Annotated in this window: 21 protein-coding genes and 2 other annotated features (1 of these 23 only partly in view); all 21 genes read left to right on the top strand. The window is 38.9% G+C overall.

The window, feature by feature from the left end:
• Positions 1-125: a binding site (T-box leader), on the top strand; it begins 105 nt to the left of the window's first position.
• 101 nt (positions 126-226) lie between these two features.
• The 21 genes from cysE to tuf all read left to right on the top strand — a co-directional run bounded on the left by cysE (position 227) and on the right by tuf (position 22,271).
• A complete protein-coding gene (cysE, locus tag ACOI1C_RS16870; RefSeq protein WP_422511762.1) occupies positions 227-901 on the top strand; it encodes a serine O-acetyltransferase in 675 nt (224 codons plus the stop codon).
• The gene (cysS, locus tag ACOI1C_RS16865; RefSeq protein ID WP_422511761.1) at positions 882-2,282 is read left to right on the top strand and encodes a cysteine--tRNA ligase; all 1,401 of its coding nucleotides are present in this window, start codon (positions 882-884) and stop codon (positions 2,280-2,282) included. Before cysE ends, cysS begins: the two co-directional genes overlap by 20 nt.
• Positions 2,283-2,285: 3 nt before the next feature.
• Entirely contained in the window at positions 2,286-2,702 is a 417-nt protein-coding gene (locus ACOI1C_RS16860) for a Mini-ribonuclease 3 (protein WP_422511760.1), read from the top strand.
• Positions 2,703-3,449 (top strand): 23S rRNA (guanosine(2251)-2'-O)-methyltransferase RlmB, encoded by a 747-nt coding sequence (gene rlmB, locus ACOI1C_RS16855; RefSeq protein ID WP_422511759.1) that lies wholly within the window; start codon positions 2,703-2,705, stop codon positions 3,447-3,449.
• Between the two features lie 5 nt (positions 3,450-3,454).
• Complete coding sequence (locus ACOI1C_RS16850; RefSeq protein ID WP_422511779.1) at positions 3,455-3,961, top strand: NYN domain-containing protein; 507 nt, start codon at positions 3,455-3,457, stop codon at positions 3,959-3,961.
• A 99-nt stretch (positions 3,962-4,060) separates the two neighbouring features.
• A complete protein-coding gene (gene sigH, locus ACOI1C_RS16845) occupies positions 4,061-4,681 on the top strand; it encodes an RNA polymerase sporulation sigma factor SigH (RefSeq protein WP_422511778.1) in 621 nt (206 codons plus the stop codon).
• Between the two features lie 96 nt (positions 4,682-4,777).
• Positions 4,778-4,924 carry a 50S ribosomal protein L33 gene (gene rpmG / locus ACOI1C_RS16840; RefSeq protein WP_422511758.1) on the top strand — a complete coding sequence of 49 codons (147 nt, stop codon included), beginning with the start codon at positions 4,778-4,780 and terminating at the stop codon, positions 4,922-4,924.
• 63 nt (positions 4,925-4,987) lie between these two features.
• Positions 4,988-5,170 (top strand): preprotein translocase subunit SecE, encoded by a 183-nt coding sequence (secE, locus tag ACOI1C_RS16835; protein WP_422511777.1) that lies wholly within the window; start codon positions 4,988-4,990, stop codon positions 5,168-5,170.
• Between the two features lie 299 nt (positions 5,171-5,469).
• The gene (gene nusG / locus ACOI1C_RS16830; protein ID WP_422511757.1) at positions 5,470-6,003 is read left to right on the top strand and encodes a transcription termination/antitermination protein NusG; all 534 of its coding nucleotides are present in this window, start codon (positions 5,470-5,472) and stop codon (positions 6,001-6,003) included.
• Between the two features lie 165 nt (positions 6,004-6,168).
• On the top strand, positions 6,169-6,594 hold the full coding sequence (gene rplK, locus ACOI1C_RS16825; protein WP_422511756.1) for a 50S ribosomal protein L11: 426 nt from the start codon (positions 6,169-6,171) through the stop codon (positions 6,592-6,594).
• A 117-nt stretch (positions 6,595-6,711) separates the two neighbouring features.
• Entirely contained in the window at positions 6,712-7,413 is a 702-nt protein-coding gene (rplA, locus tag ACOI1C_RS16820; RefSeq protein WP_422511755.1) for a 50S ribosomal protein L1, read from the top strand.
• A 45-nt stretch (positions 7,414-7,458) separates the two neighbouring features.
• Positions 7,459-7,603, top strand: a sequence feature (ribosomal protein L10 leader region).
• Positions 7,604-7,644: 41 nt separating this feature from the next.
• Entirely contained in the window at positions 7,645-8,145 is a 501-nt protein-coding gene (gene rplJ / locus ACOI1C_RS16815) for a 50S ribosomal protein L10 (RefSeq protein ID WP_422511754.1), read from the top strand.
• Between the two features lie 60 nt (positions 8,146-8,205).
• Complete coding sequence (rplL, locus tag ACOI1C_RS16810) at positions 8,206-8,565, top strand: 50S ribosomal protein L7/L12 (protein ID WP_422511753.1); 360 nt, start codon at positions 8,206-8,208, stop codon at positions 8,563-8,565.
• A 444-nt stretch (positions 8,566-9,009) separates the two neighbouring features.
• Complete coding sequence (locus tag ACOI1C_RS16805; protein ID WP_422511752.1) at positions 9,010-9,624, top strand: class I SAM-dependent methyltransferase; 615 nt, start codon at positions 9,010-9,012, stop codon at positions 9,622-9,624.
• Positions 9,625-9,924: 300 nt separating this feature from the next.
• Positions 9,925-13,461 (top strand): DNA-directed RNA polymerase subunit beta, encoded by a 3,537-nt coding sequence (gene rpoB, locus ACOI1C_RS16800; protein WP_422511751.1) that lies wholly within the window; start codon positions 9,925-9,927, stop codon positions 13,459-13,461.
• Positions 13,462-13,702: 241 nt separating this feature from the next.
• Positions 13,703-17,344, top strand: coding sequence for a DNA-directed RNA polymerase subunit beta' (rpoC, locus tag ACOI1C_RS16795; RefSeq protein WP_422511750.1), 3,642 nt, complete (start codon positions 13,703-13,705; stop codon positions 17,342-17,344).
• 96 nt (positions 17,345-17,440) lie between these two features.
• The gene (locus ACOI1C_RS16790) at positions 17,441-17,689 is read left to right on the top strand and encodes a 50S ribosomal protein L7ae-like protein (RefSeq protein ID WP_422511749.1); all 249 of its coding nucleotides are present in this window, start codon (positions 17,441-17,443) and stop codon (positions 17,687-17,689) included.
• A 107-nt stretch (positions 17,690-17,796) separates the two neighbouring features.
• Positions 17,797-18,219, top strand: coding sequence for a 30S ribosomal protein S12 (gene rpsL / locus ACOI1C_RS16785; RefSeq protein ID WP_422511748.1), 423 nt, complete (start codon positions 17,797-17,799; stop codon positions 18,217-18,219).
• A 51-nt stretch (positions 18,220-18,270) separates the two neighbouring features.
• Complete coding sequence (gene rpsG, locus ACOI1C_RS16780) at positions 18,271-18,741, top strand: 30S ribosomal protein S7 (protein ID WP_422511747.1); 471 nt, start codon at positions 18,271-18,273, stop codon at positions 18,739-18,741.
• A gap of 129 nt (positions 18,742-18,870) precedes the next feature.
• Complete coding sequence (gene fusA, locus ACOI1C_RS16775; protein ID WP_422511746.1) at positions 18,871-20,949, top strand: elongation factor G; 2,079 nt, start codon at positions 18,871-18,873, stop codon at positions 20,947-20,949.
• A 131-nt stretch (positions 20,950-21,080) separates the two neighbouring features.
• Positions 21,081-22,271 (top strand): elongation factor Tu, encoded by a 1,191-nt coding sequence (tuf, locus tag ACOI1C_RS16770; protein WP_422511745.1) that lies wholly within the window; start codon positions 21,081-21,083, stop codon positions 22,269-22,271.
• Positions 22,272-22,386 lie beyond the last annotated feature (115 nt).

Raw genomic sequence — 22,386 nt, 5'->3', positions numbered from 1 at the left:
AGTCTTCTATTGAACTACGATTGCGTTTAGTAGGTAGAAGCGGATACTCACCGTTATGAGAGTCAGAGTTGAGACATTTTATTTTGTCTAATCAGAGTGGAACCGCGCATACAAGCGTCTCTGTGTTATTACACAGAGGCGCTTTTTTATATTTTTATTAGTGAGAAATATGATATTTAACTAGGGTTTAGTTTCTAGCTTTAGCATTACAGGGGAGGGAGTCAAGTTGTTTAGGTGGTTAAAGAGGTTTAAAGAGGATATACAGGTTGTGTTTGAACAAGATCCAGCAGCGAGAAGCTCATTTGAAGTCGTTTTGACCTATTCTGGACTACATGCCATCTGGTCTCACCGTCTCGCACATACTTTTTATAAGCGAAAGTTATTCTTTATTGCCAGGAGTATTTCGCAAATCAGTCGTTTTTTCACAGGTATTGAAATACATCCAGGTGCTACAATTGGAAGAAGATTCTTCATTGACCATGGAATGGGTGTGGTGATTGGAGAAACCTGTGAAATTGGAGATAATGTTACCATCTTTCAGGGTGTTACTCTCGGTGGAACTGGAAAAGAAAAGGGAAAACGGCACCCGACGATTAAAGATAATGCCTTAATCGCAACAGGGGCAAAGGTGTTAGGTTCCATTACTATTGGGGAAAACTCTAAGGTAGGAGCAGGATCGGTCGTATTACATGATGTTTCTCCGAATTCAACTGTTGTCGGAATTCCAGGAAGAGTCGTCATTCAGGATGGAGTTAGAATCAAGAAGGATTTAGACCATTGCAATTTACCAGATCCAGTGGCAGATCGCTTCAAGGTTCTAGAGGTCGAGCTAGAGAGATTGCAAATAGAATTAAAACAGCTAAAGGAAGGGAAGATTGAAAGTGGCCATCCAACTTTATAATACATTAAGAAGAAAAAAGGAAGAGTTTCAACCGATTGAAGAAGGTAAGGTCAAAATATATGTGTGTGGTCCAACGGTTTATAACTATATTCACATAGGTAATGCTAGGCCAGCTATTGTCTTTGATACAGTGAGACGATATTTTGAATATAGCGGATATGATGTACAGTTTATTTCAAATTTTACAGATGTTGATGATAAATTAATCCGAGTAGCTAAGGAACTAGGGGAAGATGTTCCAACGATTGCTAATCGTTTTATTGAGGCTTATTTTGAAGATGTAGAAGCATTAGGTTGCAAAAAGGCAGATTACCATCCTCGAGTAATGGAAAGTATGGATATTATCGTTGAATTTATTGAACAGCTGATTGAAAAGGGTTATGCGTATGAGTCAGAAGGAGATGTGTACTTTAAGACAAGGTCCTTTGAAGGATACGGTAAGCTATCGCATCAATCTATTGATGATTTACGATTAGGCGCTAGAATTGAAATTGGAGAAAAGAAACAAGACCCATTAGACTTTGCCTTATGGAAGACTGCGAAGGAAGGGGAAATTTCCTGGGATAGTCCGTGGGGGAATGGAAGGCCGGGGTGGCATATCGAATGCTCGGCAATGGCAAAAAAATACCTCGGAGACACGATTGATATTCATGCAGGAGGTCAAGATTTAACGTTTCCGCATCATGAAAATGAGATTGCCCAATCGGAAGCCCTGAATGAAAAGACATTTTCAAACTACTGGATGCATAATGGATACATTAACATTAACAATGAGAAAATGTCGAAATCATTAGGTAATTTTATTCTTGTTCACGACATTATCAAGACAGTTGACCCTCAAGTCCTTCGATTTTTTATGTTATCTGTGCATTATCGCCATCCCATTAATTTTAGTCAGGATTTAGTAGATAGTGCGCAAAATGGATATGAACGAATCGTTACTTCTTATGAAAATTTAAAGCATCGCATAAAAAGCAGTACAAATTTAACGGAAAATGATCAGATTTGGGTAGAAAAGCTAGAGGGTTTTCGTGAGTCTTTCAAATCAGAAATGGATGATGACTTTAATACAGCAAATGCCATCTCCGTCATTTTTGACCTTACCAAAACAGCTAACCTTTATTTGTTAGAAAAGACAACATCTGAAGGTGTTATCCATAGTTTCACAGGATTGTTTGAAGAGTTAATGGGAGTCCTCGGCTTGACCATGGAAAAACATGCAGAGATGTTAGATGAAGAAATTGAAGAGCTCATACAAAAACGTATCGAAGCTAGAAATAACCGTGATTTTCCACTAGCCGATCAGATTCGAGATCACCTAAAAAATGTAAACATTATCCTTGAAGATACTCCACAAGGGATTAGGTGGAAAAGAGGATAAATTATGAATCAATATAAGGAAATCAATGCAAATTTATTAAATAGTTTAGCTCTAGCTTATATGGGTGATGCCATATATGAATCACAGATAAGGCATCACCTTTTATTAAAAGGAAGTGTTCGTCCCAATAAGCTACACAAAGAAGCGACTAGCTTTGTATCAGCTAAGGCACAAGCTTACATTATTCATGAGTTATTTAATAGGGGTATCATTACAGAAGAAGAAGAAGGGATTGTGAAGAGGGGGAGAAATGCGAAATCCGGAACAACCCCTAAAAACACAGATGTACAAACCTACCGATACAGTACAGGGTTTGAAGCCTTAATTGGTCATCACTTTTTAACGAAAAATCACGAAAGATTAACAGAACTTATTGAACTATCCATTGAATTAATTGAAGAAAAGAAAGGAGGAAAATAAATGTCTGAAGAGATTTTGTATGGAAAAAACCCTGTTCTAGAAGCGTTAAGATCTGGACGTGATATGAATAAAATTCTAATTGCTGAGGGGGCTCAAAAGGGGCAAACACAGCAAGTTTTGGATTTAGCTAAAGAAAATGGGGTTATTGTTCAATTTACACCTAGAAAAAAGCTAGATCAGTTAACATCAGATGGAACCCATCAAGGAATTGTGGCCTATGTTGCAGCTTATCAGTATGCAGAACTAGATGATTTGTTCCAGCTTGCTAAGGAAAGAGAGCAAGATCCGTTTTTTATTTTGTTAGATGAAATTGAGGACCCGCATAACCTAGGTTCGATCTTAAGAACAGCAGATGCAGCGGGAGCACATGGAGTCATTATACCGAAGCGAAGAGCTGTTGGACTTACAGCAACCGTGGCAAAAGCATCAACAGGAGCCATTGAGTATATCCCTGTTGTTCGAGTAACGAATATGACAAGAACAATAGAGGAATTAAAGGAAAAAGGGGTATGGATCATCGGAACGGATGCATCTGGAAAAATCGATTATCGACAGATGGAAACGACATTACCTCTTGGATTAGTGATTGGGAGCGAAGGTAAAGGAATGAGCCGGTTAGTTCGAGAAAGCTGTGACTTTCTAGTAAGCCTACCTATGGCTGGGAGGGTAACATCACTGAATGCTTCGGTAGCGGGAAGTTTGCTTATGTATGAGGTTTTCCGCAAGAGACACCCTCTTGGGAAATGAGGTACATCGATGTATTGCTTGTTGATGGCTATAACGTAATTGGTGCCTGGCCAGAGCTACGGAAATTAAAACTAACAGATCTCTCAGCGGCTAGAGATTCTCTTATCGAAAAAATGGCAGAGTATCAGGCCTATACGGGTTACCGGGTCATTATCGTTTTCGATGCACATTTGGTTAAAGGAATTGAAAAGAAGAAGAAAAATCATAAAGTAGAGATTGTTTTTACAAGGGAAGACGAGACAGCTGATGAACGAATTGAAAAATTAACAAAAGAGTTAAGAAATATACGTACCCAAATACATGTGGCAACTTCTGACCTCACAGAGCAATGGGTCATTTTCGGACAAGGAGCATTACGAAAATCTGCACGGGAACTACTTATTGAAATGCATACAATTGAGAAGGGGATAAAAAAAACCCTTCTAAAAGAGGAAGATAAGAGACCTTCACGTATCCAGCTATCTGATGAACTTACAGAAATTTTTGAAAAATGGAGAAGAGGAGAGCGATGAGTAGTTGACGCTCCTCTGAAAACTGCTGTATAATATTTCTATCTACTGTGTGAGTCCGGAGGGATAGGAGTGAATTCGTACCTCAAGGAAAATGACAACATGAAGTTCGAAGTATTAGAAGATGAAATCATAGTCGATCATGTTCATCAAGGTGATGCAGAGGCGCTTGATTACTTAATTAACAAGTACCGGAACTTTGTACGTGCCAAGGCTCGTTCTTACTTTTTAATTGGCGCTGATCGTGAAGATATTATCCAAGAAGGAATGATAGGTCTTTATAAAGCAATTCGTGACTTTAAAGAGGACAAGCTATCTTCGTTTAAAGCTTTTGCCGAACTATGCATAACAAGACAAATCATTACGGCTATTAAAACAGCCACGAGACAAAAGCATATACCTCTGAATTCATACATATCATTGGACAAACCTATTTATGATGAAGAGTCAGATCGAACACTTATGGATGTCATTTCGGGTGCGAAAATCTTAAATCCCGAGGAATTAATTATTAACAAAGAGGAATTTGATGATATTGAGCTAAAAATGGCGGAGCTTCTAAGTGATTTAGAACGAAAAGTACTCGCCCTTTATCTAGATGGCCAATCTTACCAAGAGATCTCGGATGAACTAAATAGACATGTCAAATCTATTGATAACGCACTCCAAAGGGTAAAGAGGAAACTTGAACGCTACTTAGAGCTGCGAGAAATAACATTGTAAACAAAAGGCTTGTTGACATACAATTTCTAACTGTGATACATTTTTATAGATTGTAGATAGCTTGAACTTATCTTTTTTATTGTAAAAGGTGAAAAAATGCGAAAAAAAGTAATACTAGCTTGTGAGGTTTGTTCACAAAGGAACTATTCAACAATGAAGAATACAACCTTAGCTGATAGGTTAGAAGTAAATAAGTTTTGTAAGGTGTGTAATTCTCACACTGTTCACCGGGAAACAAAATAATACTCTCTTTATATAAAGAGCTTGACTGTAGGATAGTTGGAGGTAGTCATAATGGTAGCCATGATACAACGATTAACGAAATTTTTACGTGATGTAGTACGTGAAATGAAGAAAGTAAGCTGGCCAAAGAGAAAAGAATTAACTCGTTATACGATTACGGTTGTTTCGACTGTTGCTTTTGTTGCTGTCTTTTTTGCTATTATAGACCAAGGAATATCCGCGTTAATTCGACTAGTGCTTCCTTAATTTGATTCACTACTTGAATAATTCTTATACACTCATGGTATAATGGTGGATAATAAAGGTATTTCCGAAAAACCCCGTAACACGGGTTTTTTAATTTGTCTTTTTTAGCAATTCAATCTAAATAGTTGTAAACAAATGGAACTGGAGAATTTTTGAGTTGATAGGATATCATTCTTACCCCACCAAGAAGGTGAGGATTTAGGTCTATAACCCATAATTAATGAAAGTTACATGATACAAAAACCTGATTTAATTAAAAATATATGATTTTGAGGAGGGAAGGACAAACGTCCTAGCACATGGAAAAACAATGGTATGTAGTTCATACTTACTCTGGTTATGAAAATAAGGTTAAAGCCAACATGGAGAAGCGTGTAGAATCAATGGGCATGCAAGACAAGATCTTTCGAGTTCTTGTTCCTGAAGAGGAAGAAACAGAGATAAAGGATGGCAAAAAGAAGGTTACTAAAAAGAAAGTTTTCCCTGGATATGTACTTGCGGAAATTATTATGACAGATGATTCATGGTATGTTGTTCGGAATACACCGGGTGTAACAGGTTTCGTTGGATCTTCAGGACATGGTTCTAAACCAACTCCATTACAGCCCGAGGAAATTACGTTCATCTTAAAGCGCATGGGAATGGAACAACCGAAGCTTGATACGAGGTTTGAACTTAAAGAAAGCGTAAGAGTAATCGAAGGACCTTTCGCTAACTTTACTGGTAAGATTGAGGAAATGGATAAGGTGAAACAAAAGGCGAAAGTACATGTAAACATGTTTGGCCGGGAGACACCTGTAGAGCTTGATTTCTCACAAATCGAAAAAATATAAATGAAAAACTTGAAATTGTCTAATGAAAGTGGTAATATTGCATAGGTCAATATGTCTTCAAAAAGAAGGCGATATTCGTCAAATTCTTTATTAGATAATATAAAGAAGGATGAGTGGGAGGGCAATGCCCTATTACCACATCACGGACTTAAGGAGGTGTGTCTCGTGGCTAAAAAAGTCATTAAGATTGTTAAGCTTCAAATCCCTGCCGGTAAAGCAAACCCTGCACCGCCAGTAGGACCTGCATTAGGTCAAGCAGGTGTGAACATTATGGGATTCTGTAAGGAATTCAATGCTCGTACAGCTGATCAAGCAGGATTAATAATCCCTGTTGAAATCACGGTATTTGAAGACCGTTCATTTACATTTATTACAAAAACTCCGCCTGCTGCAGTTTTATTAAAAGTAGTAGCTGGAATTCAGTCTGGTTCTGGTGAACCAAACAAAAAGAAAGTTGCAACTGTTACGCGTGATAAAGTACGCGAAATTGCAGAACAAAAAATGCCGGATCTAAATGCAGCAAGTGTAGAAGCTGCTATGAGAATGGTTGAAGGTACAGCGCGTAGCATGGGAATTATCATCGAAGACTAATCCCGTGAATGGCGTCTTTGAATGGCCGAGGTTGCGGATATGGAAAAATTCCAAGTCTCGCAACCTTTAATCGTGGGAGGTATATCCGTTAAAACCACAATCAAGGAGGAAATGAAAATGGCTAAAAAGGGTAAGAAGTATTTAGAAGCTGAAAAGCTTGTCGATCGTACTAAAGCATACTCTGTTTCTGAGTCGGTAGACCTTGTGAAAAAGACTAGCGTAACTAAATTTGATGCTACTGTTGAAGCAGCATTCCGTTTAGGGATTGACCCTAAGAAAGCAGATCAACAAATTCGTGGTGCAGTAGTGCTTCCAAATGGTACTGGTAAAACTCAACGCGTTTTAGTATTTGCTAAGGGTGAAAAGGCGAAGGAAGCAGAAGCTGCTGGAGCTGATTTTGTAGGAGATATCGATTTCATTGAAAAGATCACTAAAGGTTGGTTTGAATTCGATGTAATCGTTGCTACACCTGACATGATGGGTGAAGTTGGTAAACTAGGTCGTGTTTTAGGACCTAAAGGTTTAATGCCAAACCCTAAAACGGGTACAGTTACATTTGATGTAACAAAAGCCGTTAACGAAATTAAAGCTGGTAAAGTTGAATACCGCGCAGACAAAGCGGGTATTATACATGTTCCAGTTGGTAAAGTTTCTTTTGATGATCAAAAGCTGATTGAAAACTTTGCAACTATATATGATACACTTATGAAGGTTAAACCTGCTGCTGCTAAAGGTACTTATATGAAGAACGTTGCTTTAAGTTCTACTATGGGTCCTGGTGTTAAGGTAGATTCGTCTACATTTTCTGCAGTAAAATAAGTTGACATTTAACCCTGTTGGCTGTAAAATATAAAATGTTGTTTCAAAAATAAATCATTTATACCGTAGACAGTAGGTGCGTTTCATGCATAAATCCTACCGAGGTGATTAGATAACAGATGCAAATTTAATTTGCTGTCTATTACTACCTCCATGTCAGCCATTGCCATGGAGGTTTTTTAATACACCATTTGAACGGTATTTATGGAGTAACTTACAGGAGGTGTAGAAATGAGCAGCGCAGTTGAACTGAAAAAACAAACTGTATCTGAAATTGCTGACAAACTTCGTGGTAGTAAATCAACGATCGTAGTTGATTATCGTGGATTAACAGTTGGTCAATTAACTGAATTACGTAAGCAACTTCGTGAAGCTGGTATTGAATTTAAAGTATATAAAAATACTTTTGCTCGCCGTGCTAGTTCTGAAGTTGGATTAGAAGGACTAAATGAATTTCTTACTGGACCAAATGCAATCGCATTTAGTACAGATGATGTTGTAGCTCCTGCAAAAATCTTAAATGATTTTGCGAAGAAGAACGAGAAGTTAGAAATCAAAGCTGGTGTCATTGAAGGTAATATTGCAACGCTAGAAGATGTGAAGGCACTTGCTGAACTTCCTTCTCGTGAAGGTTTACTTTCTATGTTGCTTAGCGTGCTTCAAGCACCTATTCGAAATCTTGCTCTTGCTACAAAAGCTGTCGCAGAACAAAAAGAAGAACAAGGCGCATAATCAAGTAAAATGTACCGCGTAAAACAAAAAACCTTAAAAAATAAAAGGAGGATATTTCTCATGACTAAAGAACAAATTATCGAAGCAGTTAAAAATATGACTGTTTTAGAACTAAATGACTTAGTAAAAGCAATTGAAGATGAATTCGGAGTTACTGCTGCTGCTCCTATGGCTATGGCTGGTGCTGGTGCGGTTGTTGTTGAAGAGCAAACAGAATTTGACGTAATCCTTTCTAGCCCTGGAGATCAAAAAATCAAGGTTATCAAGGCAGTACGTGAAATCACTGGTCTTGGATTAAAAGAAGCGAAGGACCTTGTTGATAACGCGCCTAAGGCTGTTAAAGAAGGCGTTGCTAAAGAAGAAGCTGAAGCGGTTAAAGCTAAGCTTGAAGAAGTTGGAGCTAACGTAGAAGTTAAGTAATATTGGCTAAAAGAGGTAAGCTCGCTATTGTAGCGAGCTTATTTTTGTATAAAAATATATGGGATTGGGAAAATATAGTACATGAAAAAGGTTTATTGAAGCCTGAGTATTGTTTGGTTATTCAGTTCCTTCCTTACTTCAAATAGAGAAAAAGTCAAAATGAAAAGTAAGCTTTTCATTTGAATTTTTTCTGTGTGGCACTTCGTTGTATCCATCGAGACCACTGGAAAAGTAGATAGTTCCGAAAAAAGAGCTAATTTAAGGAGCCTATATTGATTGGAGCGGAAAGCGAGCATCCCCTCGCTGCAATCAACAGAAATATTTAACACGTACTTTTTAAAAAGTCTCATATCCATCAGGGTGGGGGTGTGTGAAGATTACTCGGGGAAGCAACGGCCTCGTCACGAAAACCCAAACCCAAATCAATTGAGAGGAGTAGTGTGTATGAGTGAACATTATTATTCTCGAAATCCGTCTGTGGAGAGTAAACCGCAAAGGTGGGAATCTACTCTTCGAGGAAGTAAGTTAACATTTACAACGGATTCAGGGGTATTTTCAAAAGGTGATGTGGACTTTGGATCGAGGTTATTACTAGACTCGTTTAGTCTGCCAGATGTAGATGGGAGATTATTAGATGTCGGCTGTGGCTATGGACCAATAGGGATTACCTTAGCAAAAGAATTCCCTATTAGAACAATCGATATGGTAGATGTAAATGAGCGTGCTTTAACACTTTCAAAAGAAAATGCGATGGTTAATCTAGTATCGAATGTTGAGGTGTTTTATAGTAATGCTCTTCAAAATGTCACCCATATAAATTATGCAGCAATTCTTACAAATCCTCCTATACGTGCAGGGAAAAAGGTTGTTCATGAGATACTTGAGGAAAGCTTCAAACACTTAGCCCCCAACGGAGATTTGTGGATTGTGATTCAAAAGAAGCAAGGTGCGCCATCGGCGATAGAAAAGTTACTGACTCTTACACCTTTGGTTGAAACTATTTCTAGAAGTAAAGGCTATTTTATTATAAGGGCAAAAAAGTCAAGAAGAATTACATAAAAATTGATTGACGGATAATTTTACCTGTGTTAGCATTATATAATGCCTACATATATTTTTTTCCTTGGTTAACTTTATACAGTAAACGTATAATATCCGAATAATAAGGGAAAACTAATTCAATAGGACCTAAAGTTTAAATGTGGTTTTCTAAAATGAAACCCTTTTTTCTTTTGTCTTATGAATGAATAGGTTGTATTAGTTTACAAGTCTAATTTTGTTTTAATCATTGTTCATCATTTCGAAAGCTTTTGTGTTTTCGATGTGAAATAAATATGCTTGATTTGAGGGGTGAATCAGTTGACAGGTCAACTAGTTCAGTACGGACGCCACCGCCAACGCAGAAGCTTTGCTCGCATTAGTGAGGTTTTAGAATTACCAAATCTTATTGAAATCCAAACCTCTTCTTATCAGTGGTTTCTTGATGAGGGATTACGTGAAATGTTCCATGATATTTCACCAATTGAGGATTTCACAGGTAATTTGTCACTAGAGTTTATAGATTATAGCTTAGGCGAACCAAAATACTCTGTGGATGAAACAAAAGAAAGAGATGTTACATATTCAGCTCCTTTAAGGGTGAAAGTTCGTCTACTTAATAAGGAATCTGGTGAAGTAAAAGAGCAAGATGTGTTTATGGGAGACTTCCCTTTAATGACGGAAACAGGTACGTTTGTCATCAATGGTGCTGAGCGTGTTATCGTTTCACAGCTAGTTCGATCTCCGAGTGTTTACTATAATGGGAAAATTGATAAGAACGGTAAACGTGGCTTTACAGCTACTGTTATTCCAAACCGTGGTGCTTGGCTTGAGTATGAAACAGATGCCAAGGACGTTGTGTATGTTCGTATCGATCGTACTCGGAAGCTGCCGGTTACGGTTCTTTTGCGTGCATTAGGTTTCAGTACTGACCAAGAAATTATAGATTTACTTGGAGATAATGAATACTTAAGAAATACCCTTGATAAGGATAACACCGAGAATACAGAAAAGGCATTACTTGAAATCTATGAACGTCTTCGTCCTGGAGAGCCACCAACAGTTGATAATGCAAAGAGTCTATTAGAATCTAGATTCTTCGATCCAAAGCGCTATGATTTGGCAAATGTTGGTCGTTATAAGATTAATAAAAAGCTTCATATTAAGAATCGCTTATTTAACCAACGTTTAGCAGAATCTTTAGTAGATCCAGAAACTGGTGAGATCTTAGTAGAAAAAGGTACTGTACTAGATCGTCGTACGTTAGATCGAGTATTACCTGCTTTAGAAGAAAATGTTGGCTATACTACTTTCCGCCCTTCTTCTTCAATATTAGCTTCAGATATGACATTACAGTCTATTAAAATCTTTGCGCCAATTGAAGGTGAAGGCGATCATGTTATTAATGTTTTAAGCAATGCGAATATAGATGTAAGTATTAAGAACATTACATCTCCTGATATTATTGCTTCTATTAGTCATTTCTTTAACCTCTTATATAAAGTAGGAGATACAGATGATATTGACCATTTAGGTAATCGTCGCTTACGTTCTGTTGGTGAATTATTACAAAACCAATTCCGTATCGGTCTATCTAGAATGGAACGTGTCGTACGTGAGAGAATGTCTATCCAGGACACGAACGCAATTACACCACAAGCATTAATAAATATACGTCCAGTTATTGCATCAATAAAAGAATTCTTTGGAAGTTCTCAATTGTCACAGTTTATGGATCAAACCAATCCTTTAGCTGAATTGACTCATAAACGCCGTCTATCGGCTTTAGGGCCCGGTGGTTTAACACGTGAACGTGCTGGATTCGAAGTGCGTGACGTTCACTACTCCCATTATGGTCGTATGTGTCCAATTGAAACGCCAGAGGGTCCAAACATCGGTCTAATCAACTCACTATCAAGTTATGCTAAAGTGAATCGTTTTGGGTTTATTGAAACCCCATATCGTAAAGTAGATCCTGATTCTGGGAAAGTAACTAGCCAAATAGATTACTTAACAGCGGATGAGGAAGACAATTATGTAGTTGCACAAGCAAACGCCAGATTAGCAGATGACGGTTCATTTATTGATGATGATATCGTTGCGCGTTTCCGTGGAGAAAACACAGTTGTTTATAAAGATCGTGTTGATTATATGGATGTATCTCCTAAGCAAGTTGTTTCTGCAGCCACTGCTTGTATCCCTTTCTTAGAAAATGATGACTCCAACCGTGCTCTTATGGGGGCAAACATGCAACGTCAAGCTGTTCCTTTGTTAGACCCAGAGGCTCCAATTGTCGGAACAGGCATGGAGTATATGTCTGGAAAAGATTCAGGAGCTGCTGTTATTTGTAAGCAACCTGGAGTAGTTGAAAAAGTGCAAGCAAAAGAAATACTAGTCAGAAGATATACTGAAGTAGCTGGTGAAAAAGTTAAAGGTGACCTTGATAAATATAAACTACAAAAGTTCATCCGTTCTAACCAAGGTACATGCTACAACCAACGCCCAATTGTAAGTGTTGGAGACGAAGTGGTAACAGGTGAAATCTTGGCTGACGGTCCTTCAATGGAAAAAGGTGAATTAGCTCTAGGACGTAACGTATTAGTGGCGTTCATGACATGGGATGGATATAACTACGAGGATGCAATCATCATGAGTGAGCGTCTCGTAAAAGATGATGTATATACGTCTGTTCATATTGAAGAATATGAGTCAGAAGCACGTGATACAAAGCTTGGACCTGAAGAAATCACACGTGATATTCCTAACGTTGGGGAAGACGCATTAAAGAACCTTGATGCTCGTGGAATCATTCGTGTTGGTGCTGAAGTAAAAGATGGCGATTTATTAGTAGGGAAGGTTACCCCTAAAGGTGTAACTGAGCTTACAGCTGAAGAACGTCTATTACACGCAATATTTGGTGAAAAAGCGCGTGAGGTACGTGATACATCTTTACGTGTACCACACGGTGGTGGTGGTATCGTACTTGACGTTAAAGTTTTCAATCGTGAAGACGGTGATGAACTTCCACCAGGTGTAAACCAAATGGTCCGTGCTTATATTGTTCAAAAGCGTAAAATTTCCGAAGGTGACAAAATGGCGGGACGCCACGGTAACAAAGGGGTTATCTCTCGTATCTTACCTGAAGAAGATATGCCGTATATGCCTGACGGAACACCGGTTGATATTATGTTAAATCCACTTGGTGTACCATCTCGTATGAATATCGGTCAGGTTCTAGAGTTACATTTAGGGATGGCAGCTAGAAAATTAGGTATTCATGTAGCTTCTCCAGTATTTGATGGTGCTCGTGAGGAAGATGTTTGGGAAACGCTTCATGAAGCTGGTATGGCTCGTGACGCAAAAACAGTACTCTACGATGGACGTACAGGAGAACCTTTCGATAACCGTGTTTCTGTAGGTGTCATGTATATGATTAAACTTGCCCACATGGTTGATGATAAACTTCATGCACGTTCGACTGGACCATATTCACTGGTTACTCAACAACCATTAGGTGGTAAAGCACAATTTGGTGGACAGCGTTTTGGTGAGATGGAAGTATGGGCACTTGAAGCATATGGAGCAGCTTATACTCTTCAAGAAATTCTTACAGTTAAATCTGATGATGTTGTGGGCCGTGTGAAAACATACGAAGCAATTGTCAAAGGAGAAAATGTTCCTGAACCTGGTGTTCCTGAATCATTCAAGGTATTGATCAAAGAACTTCAAAGTTTAGGTATGGATGTGAAGATCATGTCTAGTGAGGATAAAGAAATAGAGATGAGAGACACAGATGATGATGATGTTCAATCTGCTGATAAGCTAAATATCGATATCGAGGCTAAAAATGAAGTTTAAGTGAAATGAAGACAACCCAATAAGAAGTCTTCATGAAATATTATTATGAAGTAGAGAAAGAGAGAAATCGACATGATTTCTCTCTCTCATCTATTTCCTTATCGTGTTCGTGTATATAATTTTCAACTAAATAATGTTTTCTCAGATATCTAGTGATTGATATACTGTTGTACAACAGTTTTGAAAACGGTCAGATTTATATGCATAAATTCTGGCGTTAAAATAAAGGGAGGTAGGCCCCTTGATAGATGTCAATAATTTCGAATACATGAAAATTGGACTTTCTTCACCTGACAAGATTCGTTCTTGGTCATTTGGGGAAGTCAAGAAACCAGAAACTATTAATTATCGTACGTTAAAACCTGAAAAAGACGGTTTGTTTTGTGAACGTATATTTGGACCTACTAAGGATTGGGAATGTCATTGTGGTAAATACAAGCGTGTACGTTACAAGGGTGTTGTTTGTGATCGTTGTGGTGTAGAAGTCACTCGTGCAAAAGTTCGCCGTGAGCGTATGGGGCACATTGAATTAGCTGCTCCAGTATCCCACATTTGGTACTTCAAAGGAATTCCGAGTCGTATGGGTCTGGTCTTAGATATGTCTCCTCGTGCTTTGGAAGAAATTATTTATTTTGCTTCTTATGTTGTAACTGAGACTGGTGATACTCCACTAGAGAGGAAACAGTTACTTTCTGAGAAGGAATTCCGTGCATATCGTGAAAAATACGGCCAATCCTTCCAAGCAGCCATGGGTGCAGAGGCAATTAAGAAGCTTCTATCAGATATTGAGCTTGAAAAAGAGGTTGCTGGTTTAAAAGAAGAGCTTAAAACAGCTCAAGGTCAACGCCGTACAAGAGCAATTAAGCGTTTGGAAGTTCTAGAAGCGTTTAGAAATTCCGGTAACCATCCTTCTTGGATGATCTTAGATGTACTTCCTGTTATTCCTCCAGAATTACGCCCGATGGTTCAATTAGATGGTGGTCGTTTTGCGACTTCTGATTTAAATGATCTGTACCGACGGGTAATTAACCGTAATAACCGATTAAAGCGTCTTTTAGATTTAGGAGCACCTAGTATTATTGTGCAAAACGAAAAGCGTATGTTACAGGAAGCTGTAGATGCTCTTATCGACAATGGTAGACGTGGTAGACCGGTTACTGGACCAGGAAATAGACCATTAAAGTCACTTTCTCATATGTTAAAAGGTAAGCAAGGTCGTTTTCGTCAAAACTTACTTGGTAAACGTGTTGATTATTCAGGACGTTCTGTAATTGTCGTAGGACCTAACTTGAAGATGTACCAATGTGGACTTCCAAAAGAGATGGCCCTTGAATTATTTAAACCATTTGTTATGAAAGAGCTAGTTGAACGTGGCTTAGCTCATAATATAAAGAGTGCGAAACGTAAGATTGAACGTGTCTCACCAGATGTGTGGGATGTTCTAGAAAATGTAATTAGGGAGCATCCAGTATTACTTAACCGTGCCCCGACTCTGCATAGATTAGGAATTCAGGCATTTGAACCCACACTAGTAGAAGGACGTGCAATTCGTCTTCATCCACTAGTTTGTACAGCTTATAATGCGGACTTTGATGGTGACCAAATGGCTGTTCACGTTCCGTTATCTGTTGAAGCACAAGCAGAAGCGCGTTTATTAATGCTTGCAGCTCAGAACATTCTTAACCCTAAGGATGGTAAACCGGTTGTTACACCGTCACAGGATATGGTACTAGGAAACTACTATCTAACTCTTGAGAGAGCTGGTGCCATTGGAGAAGGTATGATCTTTAAGGATACAAACGAAGCGATTATTGCGTATCAAAACGGATATGTACACCTACATACTCGTGTTGCAGTACACGCTGGTTCATTAAAAAATCAAACCTTTACTGAAGAACAAAATAAAAAGTTGCTAATGACGACGGTTGGTAAGTTGATTTTTAACGAAATCCTCCCTGACTCTTTCCCTTTCATTAATGAACCAACTCAATATAACTTAGAAAAGGAAACCCCTACTAAGTACTTTATTGAAAAAGGAACAGATGTAAGGAAGGAAATCTCTTCACGTGAGGAAATTGTTCCTTTTAAGAAGAAGATCCTTGGAAATATTATTGCTGAAGTATTCAAACGCTTTAAGATTACTGACACATCTAGAATGCTAGACCGAATGAAAGATCTGGGCTTTAAATATTCTACAAAAGCTGGTATTACAGTTGGTGTTTCTGACATTATCGTTTTAGCTGATAAGAAGGTTATCATTACCGAGGCTCAAGGAAAAGTAGATACAGTATTAAAGCAATTTAAACGGGGATTAATCACAGATGAAGAACGATATGACCGAGTTATCTCTATATGGAGTTCTGCAAAGGATGTCATCCAAGGTAAGCTTATGGAATCACTTGATCATTTAAACCCAATCTTCATGATGAGTGATTCAGGAGCCCGTGGTAACGCATCTAACTTTACTCAACTTGCTGGTATGCGAGGACTTATGGCTAACCCGGCAGGTCGAATCATTGAACTTCCAATCAAATCTAGTTTCCGTGAAGGATTAACTGTTCTAGAATACTTTATCTCGACCCACGGTGCCCGTAAAGGTCTTGCGGATACAGCTCTTAAAACAGCAGATTCTGGTTACTTAACAAGACGTCTTGTAGACGTTGCGCAGGATGTTATTGTGCGAGAAGAAGATTGTGGTACAGATAGAGGATTGTTAGTTTCTGCACTCATGGAAGGTAATGAAGTCATTGAGAAGCTTGATGAGCGATTATTAGGTCGCTATGCCAGAAAGCCAATAAAGCATCCTAAAACAAGTGAAATTCTTGTGGAAGAAAACGATTTAATTACAGAGGATATTGCACGAATCATTACTGAAGCAGGTATTGAAGAAGTAAGAATTCGTTCTGCATTTACATGTAACACACGTCACGGAGTCTGTAAAAAATGTTATGGTCGTAACTTGGCAACAGGAACTGAAGTAGAGGTTGGGGAAGCAGTAGGGATTATAGCTGCACAATCAATCGGTGAACCAGGTACACAGTTAACGATGCGTACATTCCACACAGGTGGAGTTGCTGGAGATGATATCACACAAGGTTTACCACGTATTCAAGAACTATTTGAAGCACGTAATCCTAAAGGTCAAGCAACAATCTCTGAAATCGATGGAATTGTTACAGCTATAAATGATGCTAAGGATAAGCAAGAGGTTACAATCCAAGGTGAAGTAGAAACGAGATCATATATTGCTGCTTTTGGTGCACGCGTAAAGGTAGTTGAAGGACAAAAGATTTCCCGTGGTCAAGAGTTAACAGAAGGATCAATTGATCCAAAAGAACTCCTGAAAGTAAAAGATATCACGGCTGTTCAAGAGTACCTATTAAAAGAAGTACAAAAAGTATATCGTATGCAGGGTGTAGAAATTGGTGATAAGCATGTTGAGGTTATGGTTCGTCAAATGCTTAGAAAAATAAGAGTAATGGATGCTGGTGATACAAATGTCTTACCTGGTTCGTTATTAGATGTCCACCAATTTACAGTAGCAAACACACAAGTGCTACTAGACGGTAAGCAACCTGCTACCGGAAGACCTGTGCTACTAGGAATTACAAAGGCATCTCTTGAAACGGATTCATTCCTATCAGCTGCATCATTCCAAGAGACAACTCGTGTCCTGACGGATGCTGCTATAAAAGGGAAACGAGACGAGTTACTCGGCTTAAAAGAGAATGTAATTATTGGTAAACTTGTCCCAGCTGGTACTGGAATGACACGCTACAGAAATGTAGTTCTCGTGACAGGTCCTGAACAAGACGGAGAAAACAATAATACAGCAGTTGAGAATCAACATGGATTAGAAACAGAAAAAGCCCTTCAAAAGTAGATTCATTTTTTGGCAAGTAGTTGACATCTAAATGTCAGGATGGTACTATATCGAGGGTGCTCCTATAAATACCTGTAACTTTGGAGGATATGGAAATTGTCTTATGAAAAAGTGTCACAGGCTTACAATGTGATTGTAGGAACAAAGCAAACCATCAAAGCCTTAAAAAACGGCGAAGTAAAAGAACTTGTGGTGGCTGATGATGCTGACCCTCGTGTTACTTACAAGGTAGTGCAGACAGCGAAGGAACTACAAGTACCTGTTACAAGAGTAGATTCTATGAAAAAGCTTGGAAAAGCTTGTGGAATCGAAGTCGGGGCAGCAGCGGTAGCAATTACTAATTAAAACTGTTTTTGTGGAATAGCTCTTGAGTTGTTCTACAAAAACTTTGTTTTTGCCTAGGAATGAACCACCTGGGTGTGTGGACTTAATCAAGGAGGGAGGAAAATAACATGCCAACAATTAATCAGTTAGTCCGTAAAGGCCGTGAGAATAAGGTTGTAAAATCAAATTCTCCTGCACTAAATAAAGGTTATAACAGCTTTAAGAAGTCACAGACTAATGTAACATCTCCACAAAAACGTGGCGTATGTACCCGTGTTGGTACTATGACACCGAGAAAGCCGAACTCGGCATTACGTAAATACGCTCGTGTACGTTTAACAAACGGGATCGAGGTAACTGCGTATATCCCGGGTATTGGACATAACCTACAAGAACACAGTGTAGTACTAATTCGTGGAGGTCGTGTAAAGGACTTAGCGGGAGTACGTTACCACATCGTTCGTGGAGCACTAGACACTGCTGGGGTAAACAACCGTATGCAAGGTCGTTCTAAGTATGGTACGAAGAGACCAAAAGCTCCTAAAAAGTAATAACTAGTTCCATGATCAAAATGATCAAAACACAAGAAAGGGGGACATAACATGCCACGTAAAGGTCCTGTAGTAAAAAGAGACGTTTTACCAGATCCGATTTATAAATCAAAGTTAGTTTCACGCCTAATCAATCGTATGATGATTGATGGTAAGAGAGGTACTGCTCAAGCAATTCTTTATAAAGCGTTCGAATTAGTTCAAGACCGTTCTGGAAAAGAGCCAATCGAAGTATTTGAAACAGCCCTAAAGAACGTTATGCCAGTTCTAGAAGTAAAAGCACGCCGTGTAGGTGGTGCTAACTATCAAGTACCTATCGAAGTTCGCCCTGAGCGTCGTACAACATTAGGTCTTCGCTACTTAGTAAACTATTCACGTAAACGTGGAGAAAAGACTATGGAAGAGCGTTTAGCTAACGAAATTTTAGACGCTTCGAATAATACTGGAGCTTCAGTAAAAAAGCGTGAAGAAATGCACAAAATGGCAGAAGCAAATAAAGCATTTGCTCACTACCGCTGGTAGGTTTATATTCAAAGAGAAAGGAAGAGAGTTCAAGAATTTAATTTCTGATGCTCTTTTCCTCGGCTTTTTGGCTAGATATCACTCTATGCCACTACCCACAAAAAATTAAAATGGAAGGAGAAATACCCAATGGCAAGAGAATTCTCCTTAAATAATACTCGTAATATCGGGATCATGGCTCATATTGATGCTGGTAAAACTACGACAACAGAACGTGTCCTTTATTACACTGGTCGTATACATAAGATTGGTGAAACACATGAAGGTGCGTCTCAAATGGACTGGATGGAGCAAGAACAAGAACGTGGAATCACGATTACTTCTGCTGCTACTACCGCACAATGGAAAGGTCATCGCGTAAACATCATTGATACTCCTGGACACGTAGACTTCACAGTTGAGGTTGAACGTTCACTTCGTGTATTAGATGGTGCGGTTGCAGTTCTTGATGCTCAATCAGGTGTAGAACCTCAAACTGAAACAGTTTGGCGCCAAGCTACAACTTACGGAGTACCACGTGTTGTATTCGTAAACAAAATGGACAAAATTGGTGCTGATTTCTTATATTCAGTAGGTACAATCCTTGACCGTTTACAAGCAAACGCAGCTCCTATTCAACTACCAATTGGTGCTGAAGATCAGTTCAACGGTATCATTGACCTTGTTGAAATGAGAGCAACTTTTTATGGTAATGACTTAGGAACTGATATTCAAGATCGCGAAATTCCAGAAGAATACCAAGAACAAGCTCAAGAATACCGTGTAAAATTAATTGAGGCAGTTGCAGAACTTGATGAAAATTTAATGGAGAGATACCTTAATGGAGATGAGATCTCTAACGTAGAGCTAAAAGCGGCAATACGTAAAGGTGTAGTAAACGTTGAATTCTTCCCAGTTATTTGTGGATCTGCTTTCAAAAACAAAGGTGTTCAAATGATGCTTGATGCGGTTATTGACTACCTTCCATCTCCATTAGATGTACCTGCAATTACAGGTATTTTACCTGATTCAGATGAAGAAGTAGTTCGTTCTTCAAGCGACTCAGAGCCTTTCTCAGCTCTAGCCTTTAAAGTTATGACTGACCCTTATGTTGGAAAGTTAACATTTTTCCGTGTTTACTCAGGTACATTAAATGCAGGATCATATGTTCAAAACTCAACAAAAGGTAAGCGTGAGCGTGTAGGTCGTATTTTACAAATGCATGCAAATAGCCGTGAAGAAATCTCAATGGTTTACTCAGGTGACATTGCAGCAGCAGTAGGATTAAAAGATACAACTACAGGTGACACACTTTGTGATGAAAAAGCTTTAGTTATTCTAGAGTCAATGAACTTCCCTGAACCAGTAATCCAGTTATCTGTTGAGCCAAAGTCTAAAGCAGACCAAGACAAAATGACAACTGCCTTACAAAAGCTGCAAGAAGAAGATCCAACATTCAGAGCACATACTGACCAAGAAACAGGTCAAACGATCATCGCTGGTATGGGTGAACTTCACTTAGATATCATTGTTGATCGTATGAGACGTGAATTCAAGGTTGAGGCAAATGTTGGTGCTCCTCAGGTTGCCTATCGTGAAACATTCCGTGGTTCTGCTTCGGTAGAAGGAAAGTTTGCACGTCAGTCTGGTGGACGTGGTCAATATGGACATGTATGGATCGAGTTTTCTCCTAACGAAGAAGGAAAAGGCTTTGAATTCATAAATGGTGTAGTTGGTGGTACAGTTCCTCGTGAATATGTCCCAGCTGTTGAAGCAGGTCTTAATGACGCATTGAAAAATGGTGTACTTGCTGGATACCCTTTAGTGGATATCAAAGCAAAACTGTTTGACGGATCTTACCATGACGTTGACTCATCTGAAATGGCATTCAAAATCGCTGCTTCTATGGCTCTTAAAAGCGCAGCTTCAAAATGTAGTCCAGCTGTATTAGAGCCAATAATGAGAGTAGAAGTTGTAATCCCTGAAGAATACATGGGAGACATCATGGGTGGTATTACAGCCCGTCGTGGCCGTGTTGAAGGCATGGAAGCTCGTGGGAACGCGCAAGTAGTTCGCTCAATGGTTCCACTATCTGAAATGTTTGGTTACGCTACAGCGCTTCGTTCAAACACTCAAGGTCGCGGAGTATTTACAATGCACTTTGATCATTACGAGGATGTACCGAAGAGTATTCAAGAAGAAATTATCAAAAAAAATAAAGGTGAATAATTGATTTTCACCCTAATTTTAAGTATAACTACTATGTAAGCTCTGAAAGTGTAGATGCTATAAGGCATTCCCTTTCAAACATTACATACTAACTTACTATAATGAGCTTAAATTATGAGGAGGCTATTCTAATGGGTAAAGAGAAATTTGACAGAACCAAACCACATGCTAACATTGGGACAATTGGACACGTTGACCATGGTAAAACTACATTAACTGCTGCTATCACTGTAACTCTTCATAAGAAATACGGAAGAGGAACTGCAATGAATTATGATCAAATCGATGCGGCTCCAGAAGAAAGAGAACGCGGAATCACAATCTCAACTGCACACGTTGAATATGAAACTGATGCCCGTCACTATGCACACGTAGACTGCCCAGGACATGCTGACTATGTTAAAAACATGATCACTGGTGCTGCTCAAATGGACGGCGGAATTTTAGTAGTATCTGCTACTGATGGTCCAATGCCACAAACTCGTGAGCACATTCTTTTATCTCGTCAAGTTGGTGTACCTCACCTTGTTGTATTCATGAACAAATGTGATATGGTAGACGACGAAGAGTTATTAGAATTAGTTGAAATGGAAATTCGTGACCTTTTAACTGACTATGACTTCCCTGGAGATGACGTTCCTGTAATCCGTGGATCTGCTCTTAAAGCCCTTGAAGGACTACCTGAATGGGAAGAAAAGATTTATGAATTAATGGACGCTGTTGACAGCTATATCCCAACACCAGAACGTGCAACTGACAAGCCTTTCATGATGCCAGTTGAGGATGTATTCTCAATTACTGGTCGTGGGACTGTTGCTACAGGACGTGTTGAGCGTGGACAAGTTAAAGTTGGAGAAGTTGTTCAAATCGTTGGTTTAACTGAAGAGCCTAAGTCAACTACTGTAACCGGTGTAGAAATGTTCCGTAAGCTTCTTGACTATGCTGAAGCTGGAGACAACATTGGTGCACTTCTTCGTGGAGTTGCTCGTGAAGATATCGAGCGTGGGCAAGTGCTTGCTAAGCCAGGTACTGTTAAGCCACACACAAAGTTCAAAGCTGAAGTATATGTTCTTTCTAAAGAAGAAGGTGGACGTCATACTCCATTCTTCACAAACTATCGTCCACAGTTCTTCTTCCGTACATCGGATGTAACTGGGGTTTGTCACTTACCAGAAGGCGTAGAAATGGTTATGCCTGGTGACAACATCGAAATGACGATTGAGCTTATTGCTCCAATCGCAATCGAAGAAGGTACTAAGTTCTCTATCCGCGAGGGTGGACGTACTGTAGGTGCTGGAGTAGTTGCAACAATTACTGAATAATTAAAAATTTCTATATAATGAAGAGGCAGATACACATTGTGTATCTGCCTCTTTTTATTTTTGGCTATTTTCGTAAACATTGTTTATATTTAATCTAGTGATTTATCCTAACTAT

The sequence above is a fragment of the Bacillus sp. DJP31 genome (assembly GCF_049310945.1).
In the GTDB taxonomy this organism is placed as follows: domain Bacteria; phylum Bacillota; class Bacilli; order Bacillales; family SA4; genus Bacillus_BS.
This window is presented reverse-complemented; position numbering and strand designations above follow the sequence as displayed.

What these genes read in the sequence shown, in the direction of transcription:
- ACOI1C_RS16860 (WP_422511760.1), top strand. Translation starts at nt 2,286, where the DNA reads ATGAATCAATATAAGGAAATCAATGCAAATTTATTAAATAGTTTAGCT.
- rlmB (WP_422511759.1), top strand. Translation starts at nt 2,703, where the DNA reads ATGTCTGAAGAGATTTTGTATGGAAAAAACCCTGTTCTAGAAGCGTTA.
- sigH (WP_422511778.1), top strand. Translation starts at nt 4,061, where the DNA reads ATGAAGTTCGAAGTATTAGAAGATGAAATCATAGTCGATCATGTTCAT.
- rpmG (WP_422511758.1), top strand. Translation starts at nt 4,778, where the DNA reads ATGCGAAAAAAAGTAATACTAGCTTGTGAGGTTTGTTCACAAAGGAAC.
- nusG (WP_422511757.1), top strand. Translation starts at nt 5,470, where the DNA reads ATGGAAAAACAATGGTATGTAGTTCATACTTACTCTGGTTATGAAAAT.
- rplA (WP_422511755.1), top strand. Translation starts at nt 6,712, where the DNA reads ATGGCTAAAAAGGGTAAGAAGTATTTAGAAGCTGAAAAGCTTGTCGAT.
- rplJ (WP_422511754.1), top strand. Translation starts at nt 7,645, where the DNA reads ATGAGCAGCGCAGTTGAACTGAAAAAACAAACTGTATCTGAAATTGCT.
- rplL (WP_422511753.1), top strand. Translation starts at nt 8,206, where the DNA reads ATGACTAAAGAACAAATTATCGAAGCAGTTAAAAATATGACTGTTTTA.
- ACOI1C_RS16805 (WP_422511752.1), top strand. Translation starts at nt 9,010, where the DNA reads ATGAGTGAACATTATTATTCTCGAAATCCGTCTGTGGAGAGTAAACCG.
- rpsL (WP_422511748.1), top strand. Translation starts at nt 17,797, where the DNA reads ATGCCAACAATTAATCAGTTAGTCCGTAAAGGCCGTGAGAATAAGGTT.
- rpsG (WP_422511747.1), top strand. Translation starts at nt 18,271, where the DNA reads ATGCCACGTAAAGGTCCTGTAGTAAAAAGAGACGTTTTACCAGATCCG.
- fusA (WP_422511746.1), top strand. Translation starts at nt 18,871, where the DNA reads ATGGCAAGAGAATTCTCCTTAAATAATACTCGTAATATCGGGATCATG.
- tuf (WP_422511745.1), top strand. Translation starts at nt 21,081, where the DNA reads ATGGGTAAAGAGAAATTTGACAGAACCAAACCACATGCTAACATTGGG.